This is a genomic window from Ochrobactrum sp. Q0168 (assembly GCF_016427605.1).
GTDB lineage: Bacteria > Pseudomonadota > Alphaproteobacteria > Rhizobiales > Rhizobiaceae > Brucella.
On the sequence record NZ_JAELXQ010000001.1, the window covers coordinates 187,027 to 208,559 of the forward strand.

Sequence of the window (21,533 nt, forward strand, 5' to 3'; positions counted from 1 at the left end):
GTCCGTTCAACAATGCCATGCGCCGACAAGAAATTTCACGGCGCATGGGTGTGGAATCAACGATTGCGCAGATAACGCTCCGCCGCATAAAGCGAAATCGCTGCGGCGTTGGAGACATTGAGCGATTTAATCTCGCCGGGCATGTCGAGCCGTGCAAGCGCGGTCACGGTTTCCCGCGTCTTCTGGCGCAGGCCTTTTCCTTCCGCACCGAGAACCAGCGCGATTCGTCGGCCCGTTAGCGTCGCTTCCATCTCCAGCGGGCCTTCCGAATCAAGGCCGATGGTCTGGAAACCCAGCCCGTGCAGCTCTTCAATCGCTTCGGCGAGGTTTCTCACCTCAATATGGGGGATAAGTTCAAGCGCACCGGATGCAGCCTTGGCCAGAACGCCGGTTTCCTGCGGGCTGTGACGGCTGGTTGTGATCAGTGCTCCCGCACCGAAAGCCACAGCCGAGCGCATGATGGCGCCGACATTGTGCGGATCGGTGACCTGATCGAGCACCAGCAAAAGCGGGCTTTCCTGCAATTCAGAGAGTTTTTTGGCGCGCAGCGGTTCTGCTTCGATCATCACCCCCTGATGCACCGCGTCGGAACCGGTTTCCTTGTCGATATCCTTTGGATCGACGATCTCGACAGGGAAGGGCAGCGAATCGGCTTCTCCGATTTCAAGCCGCGCAAAACCGTTGCGCGTGGCGCGCATACGCAAAATTTTGCGAGCCGGATTTTCAACGGCTGCGCGCACCGTATGCAGCCCATAAAGGCGCACGATGCCTTCCGCTACGGCGCTGGCAGATATGGCGGGGCGTTGCGGTCTGTGCGGGGCTTTTCCTTCAGCTGCAGCCTTCTGGTCGCGATGCTGACGGCGCAGGCGCGCATAATGTGTATCTTTAGGTGTACGGGGCGTGTTCTGATCAGTCATTTTGCGCTTATATCCCTTTAGAGAGTGGGAAGATAGCTGCTTGCCTGTAAATGCTATCAGGCTGTTATGGTTGCCCATTGAGAGACGAAACCCCGTTTATCCTGATTTTTTCATGCGAGGAAACGCCTGCCTGTGCCCGGTCTTCTGCGATGCATTGGTCAAACTGTGGATAGGCATGCATTCTTTTCGCTTTTACCCTGTTGACAGGGGAAGCGCTTATCGTCATAAGGCCCCCCGTGGAGCGACGGCGAGCCCAACAGCCAACCGACCGCTTCGCAAAATGCCTAGTCGCTCGACTCTGCTGATAGTGATATCTGGAGGGATGCCCGAGTGGTTAAAGGGGACGGACTGTAAATCCGTTGGCTAAGCCTACGTTGGTTCAAATCCAACTCCCTCCACCACTGTCGGATCAGAGTCATGAGTGCGCGGGTATAGCTCAATGGTAGAGCAGCAGCCTTCCAAGCTGAATACGCGGGTTCGATTCCCGCTACCCGCTCCAAATTTTCAAGAGCGGTTTGGCGTGTAAGGAATCATCGACGGGCGGTTCGCCGTTCCGTTTTGGCAATAATGTCAGTCCGAAAGCCAGCCGGCTTTTGTGCTGGCGCTTGAGCGGTTCTAGAACAAAGAGAACAACGGCGATGGCAAAAAGCAAATTCGAACGTACGAAGCCCCACGTTAACATCGGCACCATCGGTCACGTTGACCATGGCAAGACCTCGCTGACTGCAGCGATCACGAAGTTCTTCGGTGAATTCAAGGCGTATGACCAGATCGACGCTGCACCGGAAGAACGCGCCCGCGGTATCACGATCTCGACGGCTCACGTTGAGTACGAAACCGCCAACCGTCACTATGCCCACGTCGATTGCCCAGGCCACGCTGACTATGTGAAGAACATGATCACCGGCGCTGCACNCATCGGTCACGTTGACCATGGCAAGACCTCGCTGACTGCAGCGATCACGAAGTTCTTCGGTGAATTCAAGGCGTATGACCAGATCGACGCTGCACCGGAAGAACGCGCCCGCGGTATCACGATCTCGACGGCTCACGTTGAGTACGAAACCGCCAACCGTCACTATGCCCACGTCGATTGCCCAGGCCACGCTGACTATGTGAAGAACATGATCACCGGCGCTGCACAGATGGACGGCGCGATCTTGGTTGTTTCGGCTGCTGACGGCCCGATGCCGCAGACCCGTGAGCACATCCTGCTCGCTCGTCAGGTTGGCGTTCCGGCAATCGTTGTGTTCCTGAACAAGTGCGACCAGGTTGACGACACAGAACTGCTCGAACTGGTTGAACTGGAAGTGCGCGAACTTCTCTCGAAGTACGACTTCCCGGGCGACGAAGTTCCGATCATCAAGGGCTCGGCTCTGGCTGCTCTGGAAGATTCCTCGAAGGAACTCGGCGAAGACGCAATCCGCAACCTGATGGACGCCGTCGACAGCTACATTCCGACCCCGGAACGTCCGATCGACCAGCCGTTCCTGATGCCGATCGAAGACGTGTTCTCGATCTCGGGTCGTGGTACGGTTGTGACGGGTCGCGTTGAGCGCGGTATCGTCAAGGTTGGCGAAGAAGTTGAAATCGTCGGCATCAAGCCTACCTCGAAGACGACGGTTACCGGCGTTGAAATGTTCCGCAAGCTGCTCGATCAGGGCCAGGCTGGCGACAACATCGGCGCACTGGTTCGCGGCGTTGGCCGTGAAGACGTTGAGCGCGGTCAGGTTCTCTGCAAGCCGGGTTCGGTGAAGCCGCACACCAAGTTCAAGGCAGAAGCTTACATTCTGACCAAGGACGAAGGTGGCCGTCATACGCCGTTCTTCACCAACTACCGCCCGCAGTTCTACTTCCGTACGACTGACGTGACCGGTGTTGTGACCCTGCCGGAAGGCACGGAAATGGTTATGCCAGGCGACAACGTCACTGTTGACGTTACGCTGATCGTCCCGATCGCCATGGAAGAGAAGCTCCGCTTCGCTATCCGTGAAGGCGGCCGCACCGTCGGTGCAGGCATCGTCGCTTCGATCATCGAGTAATGAATTATCATTGATCGGCGGTTCGCCGCCGGTCATTATGACGCCCGGCGTCATATAGGGGTATAGCTCAGTTGGTAGAGCGACGGTCTCCAAAACCGTAGGTCGCGGGTTCGAGCCCTGCTGCCCCTGCCATTTAGAAACGGGTGCATGCAGCTTGACTGCATGCACCCGTTTTCTATATAAAGGTCAGTCAGGCGGCGTTTACGTTGCCTTAACTTTTGCGACATTGCTCGTATCGAGCGCTTTTATAGCGGTCTATGGCGCTGTCGGAGAATGATAATTTCCTGCCGGATTTGTTGGCCGGGCAGGGAAGGCCGCAGTCACACGATTGAATGGTGTGGTAGGGCGGTGTGTGCAAGGGTCGGATTTCCGACAAGCCTGTATGGTATTCTTTTAACCTTTGGGCTTGTGTTTTGTGGGAATCGATTCTATGTAACGTCAACAGACACGCGGTGCGTGGGGCTGATAATTCAGCTTTGCGCGCCGTATACGCGTGGGTTCCGGCTTTTGATTCGCTGATTGAAACGATTAGCTGTTCAAAGTTTGGAGGTCGCGCTCGATCAATGACAGAGCGGCAGATGGCATCCAAAACGAATCCGATCACCTTTCTTCAGCAGGTCCGTGCCGAAACGGCGAAGGTAACCTGGCCGACCCGGCGTGAAACGGTCATCTCCACCATCATGGTGGTGATTATGGCGTTTCTGGCTGCTGCGTTCTTTTTCCTTGCCGACCAGCTTATGGCCTATGGCGTAGAATTTATTCTCGGCCTTGGTCGATAAGTCAGGATTGGGGAGTTTTTAGATGACGGCGCGCTGGTACATCGTTCACGCCTATTCAAATTTCGAAAAGAAGGTGGCTGAGGACATCGAAGCCAAGGCTGCGCAGAAGGGTCTGTCCAATCTGATTGAGCAGATCGTTGTGCCGACCGAAAAGATCGTTGAAGTGCGCCGCGGCCGCAAGGTTGATGCCGAGCGCAAGTTCTTTCCGGGTTACGTGCTCGTCCGCGCCACGCTCACCGACGCTGTCTTTTCGCTGATCAAGAACACGCCGCGCGTCACCGGCTTCCTCGGTGACTCCAAGCCGGTTCCGGTTTCCCAGAAGGAAGTCGATCAGATTCTGAACCAGGTTCAGGATGGTGTTGATCGTCCGAAGACTTCGGTCTCCTTCGAAATCGGTGAGCAGGTTCGCGTTTCCGACGGTCCGTTCGCGTCGTTCAATGGCATCGTTCAGGAAGTCGATGAAGAGCGCGCGCGTCTCAAGGTCGAGGTTTCCATCTTCGGGCGCGCGACGCCTGTGGATCTGGAATACGGTCAGGTCGATAAGCTCTGATCGTTTGCCCGCAAGGGCATTTCACTCCGGAGCGAGATCCTGAACTGGCCCAAGGGCATAAGCGGGATCAAAATTTCAACCGGAGTGGAAGTGGTGGAAGGGAAGGCGGCTTAGCCGGTCGTCGATCTCCGCACCACCGAACTGCCCGCCAGTCTGACATTTTGTCTGATTGGCGTCAGTCGAAAGCCGGGTTTCCCGGCGTCAATCGAGAAGCCGGTTTTCCGGCATTGTAAAAAAGGCAGAAAGTAATGGCTAAGAAAATTGCAGGCCAGCTCAAGCTGCAGGTAGCAGCCGGTGCGGCCAATCCGTCGCCTCCGATCGGCCCGGCTCTGGGTCAGCGCGGCATCAACATCATGGAATTCTGCAAGGCGTTCAATGCTGCCTCGCAGGAAATGGAAAAGGGTTCGCCGATTCCAGTCGTGATCACCTATTACCAGGACAAGTCTTTCACTTTTGTGATGAAGACGCCTCCGGTGACCTACTTCCTCAAGAAGGCCGCTAACCTGAAGTCCGGTTCGAAGACTCCGGGCAAGGCAAGCGCTGGCACGATCTCCCGCGACAAGGTTCGCACGATCGCTGAAGCGAAGATGAAAGATCTGAACGCCGCTGACATTGAAGCAGCGATGCGCATGATCGAAGGTTCTGCCCGTTCGATGGGCCTGGAAGTGGTGGGCTGAGACGATGGCGAAGATTTCCAAGCGCATTAACAAGATCCGCGAAGGCCTCGATCGTAACAAGCTGTACGATCTGTCGGCTGCTATAGGTCTCGTCAAGGAACGTGCTGTCGCCAAGTTCGATGAAACCATCGAAATCGCGATGAATCTCGGCGTTGATCCGCGTCACGCTGACCAGATGGTCCGCGGCGTTGTCAACCTGCCGAACGGCACCGGCCGTACGGTTCGCGTTGCTGTTTTCGCACGCGGCGACAAGGCTGAAGAAGCCAAGAAGGCTGGCGCCGACATCGTCGGTGCGGAAGAACTGTTCGAAATCGTCAATGGCGGCAAGATCGACTTCGATCGCTGCATTGCAACCCCGGACATGATGCCGCTCGTCGGTCGTCTCGGTAAGGTGCTCGGCCCGCGTGGCATGATGCCGAACCCGAAGGTTGGCACCGTCACCACCGACGTTGCTGCCGCTGTTGCTGCTTCCAAGGGCGGTGCAGTCGAATTCCGCGTCGAGAAGGCTGGTATCATCCATGCCGGTATCGGCAAGGTTTCGTTCGACTCGCAGAAGCTCGAAGAAAACATCAAGGCTTTCGCTGACGCCGTCATCAAGGCAAAGCCGTCGGCTGCCAAGGGCGAATACGTCAAGCGCGTGTCGATTTCCTCGACCATGGGCGTTGGCGTCAAGGTCGATCCGGCAACCGTCAAGGTTGTTGCTTAATCTATCTGGGCTCCGGTTCGCCGGAGCCTGAGCCTTTCCTTCAGGGGGGGCGCAACGGCGGCACGCCGGGGATGTGAAAGCAGACAAAGTGCAAGAATTCCGGATCGCAAGATCCGGATAGCCGGATGAAAATCCGGTTATCCTGTCCGAGATTGCAGGCGGATCATCATCTTCGGGTGATAGTCCTTAAACATACGGCCTGCATGAGACGTGGAATAACCCTGTTTCGCACGAATGTGCATGCAAGGTTTGAACCGTAGTTGCCTTTGAGTGATGCCTGGCTTCCAGGATAGCTGAAGGGGACAGGATCCTCGAGCGCCGGACCAACTGTGAAGTTCGTTCGGCAAAGGCAACCGGCAGGGCCATGTGGTCCTGCCTACTGGAGAGAGACAGTGGATAGAGCGGAAAAACGCGAATTTGTCTCGTGGCTGAACGGCGCTTTCAAAGAGTCCGGTTCGGTCGTCGTGGCCCACTATACCGGTCTCACCGTTGCGCAGATGAGCGATCTTCGCTCGAAGATGCGCGATGCAGGTGGGTCCGTTAAAGTCGCGAAAAACCGCCTTGCCAAGATCGCTCTTCAGGGCACGGAATCGGAAGGCATTTCTGATCTGTTTACAGGTCAGACGGTTGTTGCTTACGCAAACGACCCGATTGCTGCTCCGAAAGTAGCCGTCGAATTCGCCAAGACTAACGACAAGCTCGTTATTCTCGGCGGTGCAATGGGTGCAACGACGCTTAACGCCGATGGCGTCAAGTCGCTTGCTTCGCTCCCATCGCTCGACGAACTGCGCGCAAAGCTGGTTGGAATGATCCAGACCCCGGCTCAGCGTCTCGCAGTACTTACCAGCGCACCAGCGGGCCAGATCGCTCGCGTTATTGGCGCGCACGCCCGGAAGAACGAGGCGGCGTAAGGCCGTTTTTCGCTGTCAATTGTTCAAACCTTGAAACTAAGGAAATACCAAAATGGCTGATCTCGCAAAGATCGTTGATGACCTGTCGGCACTGACCGTTCTCGAAGCTGCTGAGCTTTCGAAGCTTCTCGAAGAGAAGTGGGGCGTTTCGGCTGCTGCTCCTGTAGCAGTTGCTGCTGCTGGTGGCGCTGCTCCGGCTGCTGCTGCTGAAGAAAAGACCGAATTCGACGTCGTTCTCGCTGACGGCGGCGCTAACAAGATCAACGTGATCAAGGAAGTGCGCGCAATCACCGGTCTCGGCCTCAAGGAAGCCAAGGACCTCGTCGAAGGCGCTCCGAAGGCTGTCAAGGAAGGCGCTTCGAAGGACGAAGCTGAGAAGATCAAGGCACAGCTCGAAGCTGCTGGCGCCAAGGTCGAACTCAAGTAAGTTCGGACTATTCTGGCGGATGGTTTCCATCCGCCAGTTTCCGCCCGTCAAACGGTGGATCGACTGACTGGAAACCCTTTTTCTGAACGCCAGAACGGCTTTCAGGAAATGGGTTTTAGCCCATTAGAGCGCCACGTGTCGGTAACGATGCGTAAGCTGCTCTGATACGACGAGATTGCGCATGGTCCGTTTCAGGTCTCATCAACTTGAAAATCCATGCGCTCGAAGGACCGCCGCAAGGCGGCGCATGATAAAGGCCGCAAGGCGTGAGCAAGCCGCAAGGCTATAGAACGAGGAGCGACGATGGCTCAGACCCATTCTTTCAATGGTCGCAAGCGCGTACGCAAATTTTTCGGCAAGATCCCAGAGGTCGCCGAGATGCCGAACCTTATCGAGGTTCAGAAGGCGTCTTACGACCAGTTCCTAATGGTTGAAGAACCATCCGGTGGGCGTCCTGACGAGGGTTTGCAGGCGGTTTTCAAGTCTGTTTTCCCTATCCAGGATTTCTCCGGCGCTTCCATGCTCGAATTCGTCCGTTACGAATTCGATCCACCGAAGTTCGACGTTGACGAATGCCGTCAGCGCGACCTGACCTATTCCGCGCCGCTCAAGGTGACGCTGCGTCTGATCGTATTCGATATTGACGAAGATACCGGCGCGAAGTCCATCAAGGACATCAAGGAGCAGGACGTGTACATGGGCGATATGCCGCTCATGACCGACAACGGCACCTTCATCGTCAACGGCACGGAGCGCGTGATCGTTTCGCAGATGCACCGTTCGCCGGGCGTCTTCTTCGATCACGACAAGGGCAAGACCCATTCTTCGGGCAAGCTTCTGTTCGCTGCTCGCGTCATTCCTTACCGCGGTTCCTGGCTCGACATTGAGTTCGATTCCAAGGACATCGTCTATGCGCGTATCGACCGTCGCCGCAAGCTGCCGGCCACGACGCTGCTCATGGCGCTCGGCATGGACGGCGAAGAGATTCTGTCGACCTTCTACAAGACTGTCACCTATACGCGTGACGGCGACAACTGGCGCATTCCGTATTCCGCCGACCGCTTCAAGGGCATGAAGATCATTTCCGATCTCATCGACGCGGATACGGGCGAAGTTGTTCTGGAAGCCGGCAAGAAGCTCACGGCCCGTTCGGCTCGTCAGCTTGCCGAGAAGGGCCTCAAGGCCATCAAGGCAACGGAAGACGATCTGTTCGGTTCCTATCTGGCGGAAGATATCGTCAATTACGCAACCGGCGAGATCTATCTCGAAGCCGGTGACGAAATCGACGAGAAGGTCCTCAAGACGCTGCTCGATACCGGTGAAACCGAGATCAACGTCCTCGACATCGATCATATCAACATTGGCGGTTACATCCGTAACACGCTGGCTGTCGATAAGAACGAAAGCCGTCAGGATGCGCTGTTCGACATCTACCGCGTGATGCGTCCGGGTGAACCGCCTACGATGGATTCCGCCGAAGCGATGTTCAACTCGCTCTTCTTCGATGCAGAACGTTACGACCTTTCGGCCGTCGGTCGCGTCAAGATGAACATGCGTCTGGATCTCGACGCGGAAGACACCGTGCGCGTTCTGCGCAAGGAAGACATCCTGGCCGTGGTCAAGATGCTGGTCGAACTGCGTGACGGTCGTGGCGAAATCGACGACATCGACAATCTCGGCAACCGCCGCGTGCGTTCGGTCGGCGAGCTGATGGAAAATCAGTACCGCGTCGGTCTGCTCCGCATGGAGCGCGCGATCAAGGAACGTATGTCCTCGATCGAAATCGACACGGTCATGCCGCAGGATCTCATCAACGCGAAGCCCGCAGCGGCTGCCGTTCGTGAATTCTTCGGTTCGTCGCAGCTGTCGCAGTTCATGGATCAGACCAACCCGCTTTCGGAAATCACCCACAAGCGCCGTCTTTCGGCTCTTGGACCAGGCGGTTTGACCCGTGAGCGCGCTGGCTTCGAAGTCCGCGACGTGCATCCGACCCATTATGGCCGTATCTGCCCGATTGAAACGCCGGAAGGCCCGAATATCGGTCTGATCAACTCGCTTGCAACCTTTGCCCGCGTCAACAAGTACGGCTTCATCGAAAGCCCGTACCGTAAGGTGATCGACGGCAAGGTAACGAACGAGGTTGTCTATCTGTCGGCGATGGAAGAAGCCAAGCACTCGGTTGCCCAGGCAAACGTTGAGCTGGACGAACAAGGCGGTTTTGTTGACGAATTCGTCATCTGCCGTCATGCCGGTGAAGTGATGATGGCGCCGCGTGAAAACGTGGATCTGATGGACGTTTCGCCGAAGCAGCTCGTTTCGGTTGCAGCAGCGCTCATTCCGTTCCTCGAAAACGACGACGCCAACCGCGCTCTCATGGGCTCGAACATGCAGCGTCAGGCTGTGCCGCTCGTTCGCGCTGAAGCGCCGTTCGTCGGCACGGGTATGGAACCGATTGTGGCTCGCGACTCCGGTGCAGCGATTGCAGCGCGTCGCGGCGGTATTGTCGATCAGGTCGATGCGACCCGTATCGTTATCCGCGCTACGGAAGATCTCGATCCGTCCAAGTCGGGCGTCGATATCTATCGTCTGCAGAAGTTCCAGCGTTCGAACCAGTCGACCTGTATCAACCAGCGTCCGCTCGTTCGCGTCGGCGATCCGATTGGCAAGGGCGACATCATTGCTGACGGTCCGTCGACCGATCTCGGCGATCTGGCTCTCGGCCGCAACGTGCTCGTCGCGTTCATGCCGTGGAACGGCTACAACTACGAAGATTCGATCCTCCTCTCGGAAAAGATCGTTTCGGACGACGTGTTCACCTCGATCCACATCGAGGAATTCGAAGTTGCCGCCCGCGACACCAAGCTTGGACCTGAGGAAATCACCCGCGACATTCCGAATGTTTCGGAAGAAGCGCTGAAGAACCTCGACGAAGCGGGTATCGTCTACATCGGTGCTGAAGTGCATCCTGGCGACATTCTTGTCGGCAAGATCACCCCGAAGGGCGAAAGCCCGATGACGCCGGAAGAAAAGCTTCTGCGCGCCATCTTCGGTGAAAAGGCGTCCGACGTTCGTGACACCTCCATGCGCATGCCGCCCGGAACCTACGGTACGGTTGTGGAAGTTCGCGTTTTCAATCGCCACGGCGTTGAAAAGGACGAACGCGCCATGGCTATCGAGCGCGAGGAAATCGAGCGTCTCGCCAAGGACCGTGACGACGAACAGGCTATCCTGGACCGCAACGTCTATGGCCGTCTCGCCGACATGATCGATGGCAAGGTTGCCGCTGCCGGCCCGAAGGGCTTCAAGAAGGGCACGACGATTAGCCGCGAGCTCATGACCGAGTATCCGCGTTCGCAGTGGTGGCAGTTTGCCGTTGAAGACGAAAAGCTTCAGGGCGAGCTGGAAGCTCTGCGTGGCCAGTACGACGAATCCAAGAAGCTGCTCGAAGCACGCTTCATGGACAAGGTCGAAAAGGTACAGCGCGGCGACGAGATGCCTCCAGGCGTCATGAAGATGGTCAAGGTCTTTGTCGCTGTGAAGCGCAAGATCCAGCCAGGCGACAAGATGGCTGGCCGTCACGGCAACAAGGGTGTGGTTTCGCGCATTCTGCCGGTCGAGGACATGCCGTTCCTCGAAGACGGTACGCATGCCGACATCGTGCTGAACCCGCTTGGCGTTCCAAGCCGCATGAATGTGGGCCAGATTCTGGAAACCCACCTCGGCTGGGCATGCGCTGGCATGGGCAAGAAGATCGGTGAGCTTCTCGACGTCTACCGCAAGACGGCCAATATCGAGCCGCTGCGCGAGACGCTGGAGCACATCTATCCGGACAATGACCGCAACGAGCCGATCCGCTCTTATGACGACGATTCCGTTGTCATGCTGGCCAATCAGGTTAAGCGCGGCGTGTCCATTGCAACGCCGGTCTTCGACGGTGCCGTCGAAGCCGACATCAATGCGATGCTGACGGATGCCGGTCTTGCGACCTCGGGTCAGTCGACGCTTTACGATGGACGTACGGGTGAGCCGTTCGACCGTCAGGTGACCATGGGCTACATCTATATGTTGAAGCTCCACCACCTGGTCGACGACAAGATCCACGCCCGTTCGATCGGACCTTACTCGCTCGTGACGCAGCAGCCTCTGGGCGGCAAGGCCCAGTTCGGCGGCCAGCGCTTCGGCGAAATGGAGGTCTGGGCACTGGAAGCATACGGTGCAGCTTACACGCTGCAGGAAATGCTTACGGTCAAGTCGGACGACGTGGCAGGCCGTACCAAGGTCTACGAAGCCATCGTGCGCGGAGACGACACGTTCGAAGCGGGCATTCCAGAGAGCTTCAACGTTCTCGTCAAGGAAATGCGCTCGCTCGGCCTCAATGTCGAACTCGACGACACGCGTGATGCTGAACAGCCGGCCCTGCCGGACGCTGCAGAGTAAAAAATCGAGGCGCGCCATGGTCTTGCCGTGGCGCGCCCGTATACTCGTTTCATTCGAGTGGTTTTCATGGCCGCCAGAGGGAACGAGACTACGGCAAGCCAGTTCAAAAACTGTGTAGTACCGCGATTTCTTTTCCGGATGACAGGGATTTTCAGCCTGTCATCGACGACAGACAGGGCGGCGGATCGCCCTTAAGGAGAACGGCATGAACCAAGAGGTCATGAATCTTTTCAATCCTCAGGCTCCGGCGCAAACGTTCGATTCCATCAGAATCTCGATCGCCAGCCCTGAGAAGATTCTGTCCTGGTCATACGGCGAGATCAAGAAGCCGGAGACGATCAACTACCGTACGTTCAAGCCAGAACGCGATGGTCTCTTCTGCGCGCGCATCTTCGGCCCGATCAAGGACTATGAATGCTTGTGCGGCAAGTACAAGCGCATGAAATACAAAGGCATCATCTGCGAAAAGTGCGGTGTGGAAGTCACGCTCTCGCGCGTTCGTCGCGAGCGTATGGGCCATATCGAACTCGCAGCTCCGGTTGCTCACATCTGGTTTTTGAAGTCGCTGCCGAGCCGTATCGGCACGCTGCTGGACATGACGCTCAAGGATATCGAGCGCGTCCTGTATTTCGAAAACTACATCGTGACCGAACCGGGCCTGACCTCGCTGAAGGAGCATCAGCTTCTTTCGGAAGAGGAATATATGATCGCCGTCGATGAATTCGGCGAAGATCAGTTCACGGCTCTGATCGGCGCGGAGGCTATCTACGAGCTTCTGGCTTCGATGGAACTCGAAAAGATCGCCGCCGATCTGCGCGTCGAACTGGCCGAGACCACGTCGGACCTGAAGCAGAAGAAGCTGATGAAGCGTCTGAAGATCGTCGAAAACTTCCTGGAGTCGGGAAACCGCCCGGAATGGATGATCATGAAGATCGTGCCGGTCATTCCGCCGGATCTGCGTCCGCTCGTGCCGCTGGATGGCGGTCGTTTCGCGACGTCGGATCTGAACGATCTGTACCGCCGCGTCATCAACCGTAACAACCGTCTGAAGCGCCTGATCGAACTGCGCGCACCGGGCATCATCATCCGCAACGAAAAGCGCATGCTGCAGGAAGCTGTGGACGCGCTGTTCGACAACGGCCGTCGTGGCCGCGTCATCACCGGCGCCAACAAGCGTCCGCTGAAGTCGCTGTCCGACATGCTCAAGGGCAAGCAGGGCCGCTTCCGTCAGAACCTGCTCGGCAAGCGCGTCGACTATTCCGGCCGTTCGGTTATCGTGACTGGTCCGGAACTGAAGCTGCACCAGTGCGGTCTGCCGAAGAAGATGGCGCTCGAACTGTTCAAGCCGTTCATCTACGCTCGCCTTGACGCGAAGGGCTATTCCTCCACCGTCAAGCAGGCGAAGAAGCTGGTTGAAAAGGAACGTCCGGAAGTCTGGGATATCCTTGACGAAGTGATCCGCGAGCATCCGGTTCTGCTGAACCGCGCTCCGACGCTGCACCGTCTTGGCATTCAGGCCTTCGAACCCACGCTGATCGAAGGCAAGGCTATCCAGCTGCATCCGCTCGTCTGTACGGCGTTCAACGCCGACTTCGACGGTGACCAGATGGCTGTTCACGTCCCGCTGTCGCTTGAAGCCCAGCTTGAAGCACGCGTGCTGATGATGTCGACCAACAACATCCTGCACCCGGCCAACGGCGCGCCGATCATCGTTCCTTCGCAGGACATGGTTCTCGGCCTCTATTATCTGTCCATCGTGGCAGACAAGGAGCCGGGCGAGGGCATGGTGTTTGCGGATATGGGCGAACTCCAGCACGCGCTGGAAACCAAGGTCGTCACGCTGCACACCAAGATCAAGGGCCGCTTCAAGACGGTCGATGCCGAAGGCAAGCCTGTGTCGAAGATTTACGACACGACGCCTGGCCGCATGATCATTGGCGAGCTTCTGCCGAAGAACGTCAATGTGCCATTCGACATCTGCAATCAGGAGATGACCAAGAAGAACATCTCCAAGATGATCGATCACGTCTACCGCCATTGCGGTCAGAAAGAGACGGTTATCTTCTGCGATCGCATCATGCAGCTCGGCTTTGCCCATGCCTGCCGTGCGGGTATCTCGTTTGGTAAGGATGACATGGTCATTCCGGACACCAAGGCGAAGATCGTTGCGGACACCGAAGCGCTCACGACCGAATATGAACAGCAGTACAATGATGGCCTGATCACTCAGGGCGAAAAGTACAACAAGGTCGTGGACGCCTGGGGCAAGGCAACCGACAAGATCACCGAAGAGATGATGGCGCGCCTGAAGGCCGTCGAATTCGATCCGGTGACCGGTCGCCAGAAGCAGATGAACTCGGTCTACATGATGTCGCATTCGGGTGCCCGTGGTTCGGTCAATCAGATGCGTCAGCTTGGCGGTATGCGCGGCCTGATGGCCAAGCCGTCGGGTGAAATCATCGAAACCCCGATCATCTCGAACTTCAAGGAAGGCCTGACCGTTAACGAGTACTTCAACTCGACCCACGGCGCTCGCAAGGGTCTGGCAGACACCGCCTTGAAGACCGCCAACTCGGGCTACCTGACCCGTCGTCTCGTTGACGTTGCACAGGATGCGATCATTTCGGAAGTCGATTGCGGCGCCGAAATCGGTCTCACCATGCAGCCGATCGTCGATGCCGGCCAGATCGTGGCTTCGATTGGTCAGCGCGTTCTGGGCCGTACGGCTCTCGATCCGATCCTGCATCCGGCAACCGGCGAAGTCATCGTCGAAGCTGGCCGCATGATCGAGGAAAAGGACGTCGAGATCATCGAGAAGGCTGGTATCCAGTCGATCCGCATCCGTTCGGCACTGACCTGCGAAACCCGCAACGGCGTTTGCGCCAAGTGCTACGGTCGCGACCTCGCACGCGGTACGCCGGTCAACCAGGGTGAAGCTGTCGGCGTTATCGCTGCGCAGTCCATCGGCGAGCCGGGCACCCAGCTCACCATGCGTACCTTCCACTTGGGCGGCACGGCACAGGTTGTCGACTCGTCCTATCTGGAAGCTTCGTATGAAGGCACCGTCAAGCTGCGCAACCGCAATGTGGTTCGCAACTCCGATGGCAACCTCGTGGTGATGGGCCGTAACATGGCCGTCCTGATCCTCGACGCTACGGGCAAGGAACGTGCGGTTCATCGCGTGACCTACGGGTCGCGTCTGTTCGTGGACGAGGGCGACACGGTCAAGCGCGGTCAGCGTATTGCCGAGTGGGACCCGTATACCCGTCCGATCATGACCGAAGTTGAAGGCTACGTAGAGTTCGAAGATCTCGTTGATGGTCTTTCGGTTTCGGAAACGGCGGATGAGTCGACGGGTATCACCAAGCGCGTCGTTATCGACTGGCGTTCGACCCCGCGCGGTTCGGATCTCAAGCCTGCCATGGTCATCAAGGACAAGAGCGGCAAGATCCTCAAGCTGTCGAAGGGGGGCGATGCACGCTTCCTGCTCTCGGTGGAATCGATCCTTTCGGTAGAGCCGGGCGCGCATGTGAAGGCTGGTGACGTTATCGCTCGTCTGCCGATGGAAAGCGCCAAGACCAAGGACATCACCGGTGGTCTGCCGCGCGTTGCAGAACTGTTCGAAGCACGTCGTCCGAAGGACCACGCCGTCATCGCAGAGATCGATGGTACTGTTCGTTTCGGTCGCGACTACAAGAACAAGCGTCGCATCATCATCGAGCCGAATGACGACACGATCGAGCCGGTCGAGTATCTCATCCCGAAAGGCAAGCCGTTCCATCTTCAGGACGGTGACGTCATCGAAAAGGGTGAATACATCCTCGACGGCAACCCGGCGCCGCATGACATTCTGGCGATCAAGGGCGTCGAAGCTCTGGCTTCGTACCTCGTGAACGAAATCCAGGAAGTCTATCGTTTGCAGGGCGTTTTGATCAACGACAAGCACATCGAAGTGATTGTCCGTCAGATGCTGCAGAAGGTCGAGATCACCGATTCCGGCGATACCGGTTACATTCCGGGCGATCACGTGGATCGTATCGAACTCGACGAGATCAACGAACGTCTGATCGAAGAAGGCAAGAAGCCGGGTTCCGGCAATCCTGTCCTCCTCGGTATCACCAAGGCTTCGTTGCAGACTCCGTCCTTCATCTCGGCTGCGTCGTTCCAGGAAACGACCCGTGTGCTTACCGAAGCTGCGGTTGCCGGCAAGATGGACACGCTGCAGGGTCTCAAGGAAAACGTCATCGTCGGTCGTCTCATCCCGGCCGGTACTGGCGGCATGACCAACCAGATCCGTCGTATTGCGACGGCTCGCGACGATCTGATCATCGACGAGCGCCGCAAGTCTTCCGGTTCGTCGGAAGCCAATGCGATGCTGGTGGACATGACCAACAACGCTGCCGAATAATCGGTAGAAACCAAACTGAAAAAGGCCGCCCTTCGAGGCGGCCTTTTTGTTTGTCCCTTTGAGCGGGAGAGGGGGCTATGAAAGCAAAAGAAAAAGGCGCATCCGGTTTTCGGAATGCGCCTTGTCCTCGGAAGCATTTTCCGCACAGTGCTTCGCACCCGTACCGGAAACGCTTTCTCTAAATCTTACTCTTCTTCTTCGTCGTCGCCGTCGAATTCGATCAGCGCGACTTCGCCGCTCAGAGCGGTCGCCCATGCACTTTTGTGCGGTTCTTCGGCGGGCTCTTCGGTGAGGGTGCCCATCTCGAGAAGTTCGGCTTCATGATAACCTTCCTCGGCGAGAATGCCGAGAACGGTCTGAACAAGATCTTCGTCTTCGTCAGCTTTCAGAAGCAGATGGACTTCGATGGGGGATTCTTCACCTTCATTCCAGACGTCGGCGATGACCAGATGGACGGTGGGCGAATCGTCGCCGGTGGATGCGGTAGTGGAAGACATTGAGAATCCCTTAATAGTGGGTTGCGTTTCGACTCGGATGTGTTTCAATAACGGCTCCGGGGCGCCAAAGCCATGGACCTTAGTGAAAATGACAGTTTTGATCGCGAAATAAGTGCGATTTCGCGCAGATGACAGCGCAATAACCTGTCCAGCCAAAGCCAAAACGCCGGTTTCGCGCCCTTTGGCGAAGAAACTTGCCTCAACTCCCTTGACGAAACGCCGCTAAAGACGTATCAGCAGCCCATCTGAGCCGATGTGAGACTGGCTTGTTCGGGGCGACGCGCCCTGAAGTTCGTCTCAAACAGGGTTCGTTTTACGATCGAAATGCAACTTGCCGTTCGCATGAAGCGTCAGCTTCCTCTGCTTTTGTTCGGGGTGGCCACCGGTTGACGATGGCTGACTCCGAGTTCGTGCATGATCACTTCGGTGAAACGGCCCTTTTGGGCGTGGATACGAGATTTTTTAAAGAGGAAGGTTGTATGCCAACCGTAAACCAGCTTATCCGCAAGCCGCGCATTGCGCCGGTAAAGCGCAATAAGGTTCCTGCACTGCAGGCAAACCCTCAGAAGCGCGGCGTTTGCACCCGCGTGTACACGACAACCCCGAAGAAGCCGAACTCGGCTCTCCGTAAGGTTGCCAAGGTTCGTCTGACGAACGGCTTCGAAGTCATTGGTTATATTCCTGGTGAAGGGCATAACCTGCAGGAGCACTCTGTCGTCATGATCCGCGGCGGTCGCGTAAAGGACTTGCCGGGTGTGCGTTACCACATCATCCGCGGCGTTCTCGATACCCAGGGTGTCAAGAACCGCAAGCAGCGCCGTTCCAAGTACGGTGCAAAGCGTCCGAAGTAAGATTTTCCGGGGATACCGGCCGCCAAAAGGCGAGCTGAGCCCGATGTAATTGAAAGAAGAGACGAAATGTCCAGACGCCATAAGGCTGAGAAGCGTGAGATCAATCCGGATCCGAAGTTCGGCGATCTCGTTATCACGAAGTTCATGAATGCAGTCATGCTGCATGGCAAGAAGTCGGTTGCTGAAAGCATCGTTTACGGTGCGCTCGATTCAATCGAAGCCAAGGCGAAGTCCGAGCCGGTCGCGCTGTTCCATCAGGCGCTCGACAACGTAGCTCCGCACATCGAAGTCCGTTCGCGCCGCGTTGGTGGTGCAACCTATCAGGTTCCGGTTGATGTGCGTCCAGAACGCCGCCAGGCACTTGCCATCCGTTGGCTCATCAATGCTGCTCGTGGCCGTAACGAGACGACGATGATCGATCGTCTTTCCGGTGAGCTGCTTGACGCTGCTAACAACCGCGGTTCTGCTGTGAAGAAGCGTGAGGACACGCATCGCATGGCTGAAGCCAACCGCGCCTTCTCGCATTACCGCTGGTAATCGTCGAAACCTATTCAAAGAGCGACTATCATGGCCCGCGAATATAAAATCGAAGACTACCGCAATTTCGGTATCATGGCTCACATCGACGCCGGTAAGACGACGATGACCGAGCGTATTCTGTTCTACACCGGTAAGAACCATAAGATCGGCGAAACCCACGATGGTGCGTCGACAATGGACTGGATGGAGCAGGAACAGGAACGCGGTATCACGATCACCTCCGCTGCTACGACCACGTTCTGGCAGGGCCGTGATGGTAAGAAGCGCCGCTTCAACATTATCGATACGCCCGGTCACGTGGACTTCACGATTGAAGTCGAGCGTAGCTTGCGCGTTCTCGACGGCGCAATCGCGCTGCTCGACGCCAATGCTGGCGTTGAGCCTCAGACGGAAACGGTGTGGCGTCAGGCTGAAAAGTACCACGTCCCGCGTATGGTCTTCGTCAACAAGATGGACAAGATCGGCGCTGACTTCTACCGTTGCGTAGAAATGGTTGGCTCGCGTCTTGGCGCCGTGGCACTTCCGGTTCAGCTGCCGATCGGCGCTGAAAATGAATTCACCGGCGTTATCGATCTGATCGAAATGAAGGCTCTGACCTGGGACGGCTCCATCGGCGCTGCTGCCGAAGTTGGCGAAATCCCTGCAGACCTCAAGGATCAGGCTGAAGAATACCGCGAAAAGCTCATCGAGCTGGCCGTGGAAATCGACGAAGCTGCAATGGAAGCTTACCTCGAAGGCACCATGCCGACGAACGAACAGCTCCGTGCACTGATCCGCCGTGGCACCATCGACGTTAAGTTCCATCCAGTTCTTTGCGGCACGGCGTTCAAAAACCGTGGCATTCAGCCGCTTCTCGACGCTGTTGTGGAATTCCTGCCGGCTCCGACCGACGTTCCTGCCATCAAGGGCATCGACGTCAAGACCGAAACGGAAACCACCCGTGAATCTTCGGATGAAGCACCGCTTTCGATGCTCGCATTCAAGATCATGAACGATCCGTTCGTTGGTTCGCTGACCTTTGCTCGTATCTACTCGGGCAAGCTGACCAAGGGCATTTCGCTCGAAAACACCGTCAAGGGCAAGCGTGAGCGCATCGGCCGTATGCTGCAGATGCACTCGAACAGCCGTGAAGACATCGAAGAAGCCTTTGCAGGCGACATCGTTGCTCTGGCTGGCCTCAAGGAAACCACCACTGGCGATACGCTCTGCGATCCGCTGAAGCCGGTTATCCTTGAACGCATGGAATTCCCGGATCCGGTTATCGAAATCGCTATCGAGCCGAAGACCAAGGCCGACCAGGAAAAGATGGGCATCGCGCTCAATCGTCTGGCTGCTGAAGATCCTTCGTTCCGCGTCAAGTCGGACGAAGAATCCGGTCAGACCATCATCGCCGGCATGGGCGAACTTCACCTCGACATTCTCGTCGATCGCATGAAGCGCGAGTTCAAGGTTGAAGCCAACGTCGGTGCTCCGCAGGTTGCTTACCGTGAATCGATCACCCGTCAGGCTGAAATCGATTACACCCACAAGAAGCAGTCGGGTGGTTCGGGTCAGTTCGCTCGCGTCAAGATCATCTTCGAACCGCATGATGGCGACGATTTCATCTTCGAATCGAAGATCGTCGGTGGCTCGGTTCCGAAGGAATACATTCCGGGTGTCCAGAAGGGTATCGAAAGCGTCATGGGTGCGGGTCCGCTCGCCGGCTTCCCGATGCTCGGCGTGAAGGCCACCCTGATCGACGGCGCATATCATGACGTTGACTCGTCTGTTCTCGCCTTCGAAATCGCGTCCCGTGCAGCGTTCCGTGAAGGTGCGCAGAAGGCTGGCGCTCAGCTCCTCGAGCCGATCATGAAGGTCGAGGTTGTGACGCCGGAAGATTACGTTGGTGACGTTATCGGCGATCTGAACTCGCGTCGCGGTCAGATTTCCGGCACCGAAGCCCGCGGCATCGCCACGGTCGTCAATGCAAACGTTCCGCTCGCCAACATGTTTGGTTACGTGAACAGCTTGCGTTCGATGTCCCAGGGCCGTGCACAGTACACGATGCAGTTCGACCATTATGAGCCGGTTCCGACGGCGGTCGCACAGGAAATCCAAAAGAAGTTTGCGTAATCGGAGCGCATGTCTCCCGGGAGTGGATACCGGTTCCGGGAGAAAGACATGCGTAATCTGAAGGTTACGCTCCCAATCAAAAGAATGCCTGAGCAGGCTAAATTTACGGAGAGCTCAAATGGCAAAGAGTAAGTTTGAACGTACGAAGCCCCACGTTAACATCGGCACCATTGGTCACGTTGACCATGGCAAGACCTCGCTGACTGCAGCGATCACGAAGTTCTTCGGTGAATTCAAGGCGTATGACCAGATCGACGCTGCACCGGAAGAACGCGCCCGCGGTATCACGATCTCGACGGCTCACGTTGAGTACGAAACCGCCAACCGTCACTATGCCCACGTCGATTGCCCAGGCCACGCTGACTATGTGAAGAACATGATCACCGGCGCTGCACAGATGGACGGCGCGATCCTGGTTGTTTCGGCTGCTGACGGCCCGATGCCGCAGACCCGTGAGCACATCCTGCTCGCTCGTCAGGTTGGCGTTCCGGCAATCGTTGTGTTCCTGAACAAGTGCGACCAGGTTGACGACGCAGAACTGCTCGAACTGGTTGAGCTGGAAGTGCGCGAACTTCTTTCGAAGTACGACTTCCCGGGCGACGAAGTTCCGATCATCAAGGGCTCGGCTCTGGCTGCTCTGGAAGATTCCTCGAAGGAACTCGGCGAAGACGCAATCCGCAACCTGATGGACGCCGTCGACAGCTACATTCCGACCCCGGAACGTCCGATCGACCAGCCGTTCCTGATGCCGATCGAAGACGTGTTCTCGATCTCGGGTCGTGGTACGGTTGTGACGGGTCGCGTTGAGCGCGGTATCGTCAAGGTTGGCGAAGAAGTTGAAATCGTCGGCATCAAGCCTACCTCGAAGACGACGGTTACCGGCGTTGAAATGTTCCGCAAGCTGCTCGATCAGGGCCAGGCTGGCGACAACATCGGCGCACTGGTTCGCGGCGTTGGCCGTGAAGACGTCGAGCGCGGTCAGGTTCTCTGCAAGCCGGGTTCGGTGAAGCCGCACACCAAGTTCAAGGCAGAAGCTTACATTCTGACCAAGGACGAAGGTGGCCGTCATACGCCGTTCTTCACCAACTACCGCCCGCAGTTCTACTTCCGTACGACTGACGTGACCGGTGTTGTGACCCTGCCGGAAGGCACGGAAATGGTTATGCCTGGCGACAACGTCACGGTTGACGTTACGCTGATCGTCCCGATCGCCATGGAAGAGAAGCTCCGCTTCGCTATCCGTGAAGGTGGCCGCACCGTCGGTGCAGGCATCGTCGCTTCGATCATCGAGTAATTAAGGTTTGTGCAGGAGCGTCTCTCCGGAGACGCTCCGCGTAACAAGGAACAGATGAAATGAACGGTCAAAACATCCGCATTCGCCTTAAGGCGTTTGATCATCGGATCCTTGACGCTTCGACGCGGGAAATCGTGTCGACTGCCAAGCGTACCGGTGCAAATGTGCGCGGACCGATCCCGCTTCCAACACGGATCGAAAAGTTCACAGTTAACCGGTCGCCGCACATCGACAAGAAGAGCCGCGAGCAGTTCGAGATGCGCACGCACAAGCGTCTTCTCGATATCGTTGACCCGACCCCGCAGACTGTGGACGCGCTGATGAAGCTCGATCTGTCCGCCGGTGTCGATGTCGAGATCAAGCTTTAATCGGCTTGAGGACGGAA

At 57.0% G+C, this 21,533-nt stretch carries 16 protein-coding genes and 3 tRNA genes; 17 read left to right on the forward strand and 2 right to left on the reverse strand.

What is annotated here, in order from left to right:
• Nucleotides 1–56: 56 nt before the first annotated feature.
• Nucleotides 57–917 (reverse strand): 23S rRNA (guanosine(2251)-2'-O)-methyltransferase RlmB, encoded by an 861-nt coding sequence (gene rlmB, locus JAU75_RS00865; RefSeq protein WP_199053856.1) that lies wholly within the window; start codon nt 915–917, stop codon nt 57–59.
• A gap of 316 nt (nt 918–1,233) precedes the next feature.
• On the opposite strand from rlmB, the gene JAU75_RS00870 reads away from it, so the two are divergent.
• The 12 genes from JAU75_RS00870 (at nt 1,234) to rpoC (ending at nt 15,854) form a co-directional block, all read left to right on the forward strand.
• Nucleotides 1,234–1,318, forward strand: a tRNA-Tyr gene (locus JAU75_RS00870).
• Nucleotides 1,319–1,342: 24 nt separating this feature from the next.
• A tRNA-Gly gene (locus tag JAU75_RS00875) sits at nt 1,343–1,416 on the forward strand.
• A gap of 94 nt (nt 1,417–1,510) precedes the next feature.
• Complete coding sequence (gene tuf, locus JAU75_RS00885) at nt 1,511–2,959, forward strand: elongation factor Tu (protein ID WP_371836109.1); 1,449 nt, start codon at nt 1,511–1,513, stop codon at nt 2,957–2,959.
• A 56-nt stretch (nt 2,960–3,015) separates the two neighbouring features.
• Nucleotides 3,016–3,091 (forward strand) — tRNA-Trp (locus JAU75_RS00890).
• 446 nt (nt 3,092–3,537) lie between these two features.
• The gene (gene secE / locus JAU75_RS00895) at nt 3,538–3,738 is read left to right on the forward strand and encodes a preprotein translocase subunit SecE (RefSeq protein ID WP_109370252.1); all 201 of its coding nucleotides are present in this window, start codon (nt 3,538–3,540) and stop codon (nt 3,736–3,738) included.
• 22 nt (nt 3,739–3,760) lie between these two features.
• Nucleotides 3,761–4,288 (forward strand): transcription termination/antitermination protein NusG, encoded by a 528-nt coding sequence (gene nusG / locus JAU75_RS00900; protein WP_109369237.1) that lies wholly within the window; start codon nt 3,761–3,763, stop codon nt 4,286–4,288.
• 248 nt (nt 4,289–4,536) lie between these two features.
• Nucleotides 4,537–4,965 carry a 50S ribosomal protein L11 gene (gene rplK / locus JAU75_RS00905; RefSeq protein WP_010659903.1) on the forward strand — a complete coding sequence of 143 codons (429 nt, stop codon included), beginning with the start codon at nt 4,537–4,539 and terminating at the stop codon, nt 4,963–4,965.
• 4 nt (nt 4,966–4,969) lie between these two features.
• Nucleotides 4,970–5,671, forward strand: a complete 702-nt coding sequence (rplA, locus tag JAU75_RS00910; RefSeq protein WP_199053858.1) for a 50S ribosomal protein L1 — start codon at nt 4,970–4,972, stop codon at nt 5,669–5,671.
• A gap of 392 nt (nt 5,672–6,063) precedes the next feature.
• Nucleotides 6,064–6,582 carry a 50S ribosomal protein L10 gene (gene rplJ / locus JAU75_RS00915; RefSeq protein WP_182523226.1) on the forward strand — a complete coding sequence of 173 codons (519 nt, stop codon included), beginning with the start codon at nt 6,064–6,066 and terminating at the stop codon, nt 6,580–6,582.
• Nucleotides 6,583–6,634: 52 nt separating this feature from the next.
• On the forward strand, nt 6,635–7,009 hold the full coding sequence (rplL, locus tag JAU75_RS00920) for a 50S ribosomal protein L7/L12 (protein ID WP_010659906.1): 375 nt from the start codon (nt 6,635–6,637) through the stop codon (nt 7,007–7,009).
• A 303-nt stretch (nt 7,010–7,312) separates the two neighbouring features.
• Entirely contained in the window at nt 7,313–11,446 is a 4,134-nt protein-coding gene (rpoB, locus tag JAU75_RS00925; RefSeq protein ID WP_199053860.1) for a DNA-directed RNA polymerase subunit beta, read from the forward strand.
• 205 nt (nt 11,447–11,651) lie between these two features.
• Nucleotides 11,652–15,854 carry a DNA-directed RNA polymerase subunit beta' gene (gene rpoC, locus JAU75_RS00930; RefSeq protein ID WP_199053862.1) on the forward strand — a complete coding sequence of 1,401 codons (4,203 nt, stop codon included), beginning with the start codon at nt 11,652–11,654 and terminating at the stop codon, nt 15,852–15,854.
• A gap of 185 nt (nt 15,855–16,039) precedes the next feature.
• On the opposite strand, the gene JAU75_RS00935 is transcribed toward rpoC, so the two are convergent.
• Nucleotides 16,040–16,351 (reverse strand): hypothetical protein, encoded by a 312-nt coding sequence (locus JAU75_RS00935; RefSeq protein ID WP_199053865.1) that lies wholly within the window; start codon nt 16,349–16,351, stop codon nt 16,040–16,042.
• Between the two features lie 479 nt (nt 16,352–16,830).
• Here JAU75_RS00935 and rpsL point away from each other — a divergent pair, with 479 nt between their 5' ends.
• From rpsL to rpsJ, 5 genes are all read left to right on the forward strand, one after another.
• On the forward strand, nt 16,831–17,202 hold the full coding sequence (gene rpsL / locus JAU75_RS00940; RefSeq protein WP_006471111.1) for a 30S ribosomal protein S12: 372 nt from the start codon (nt 16,831–16,833) through the stop codon (nt 17,200–17,202).
• A gap of 66 nt (nt 17,203–17,268) precedes the next feature.
• Complete coding sequence (gene rpsG / locus JAU75_RS00945) at nt 17,269–17,739, forward strand: 30S ribosomal protein S7 (protein WP_109369231.1); 471 nt, start codon at nt 17,269–17,271, stop codon at nt 17,737–17,739.
• A 30-nt stretch (nt 17,740–17,769) separates the two neighbouring features.
• Nucleotides 17,770–19,854, forward strand: a complete 2,085-nt coding sequence (gene fusA, locus JAU75_RS00950) for an elongation factor G (RefSeq protein ID WP_199053867.1) — start codon at nt 17,770–17,772, stop codon at nt 19,852–19,854.
• 118 nt (nt 19,855–19,972) lie between these two features.
• Nucleotides 19,973–21,148, forward strand: a complete 1,176-nt coding sequence (tuf, locus tag JAU75_RS00955) for an elongation factor Tu (protein WP_199053868.1) — start codon at nt 19,973–19,975, stop codon at nt 21,146–21,148.
• A gap of 59 nt (nt 21,149–21,207) precedes the next feature.
• On the forward strand, nt 21,208–21,516 hold the full coding sequence (rpsJ, locus tag JAU75_RS00960; RefSeq protein ID WP_002964363.1) for a 30S ribosomal protein S10: 309 nt from the start codon (nt 21,208–21,210) through the stop codon (nt 21,514–21,516).
• The last annotated feature ends 17 nt before the right edge of the window (nt 21,517–21,533 follow it).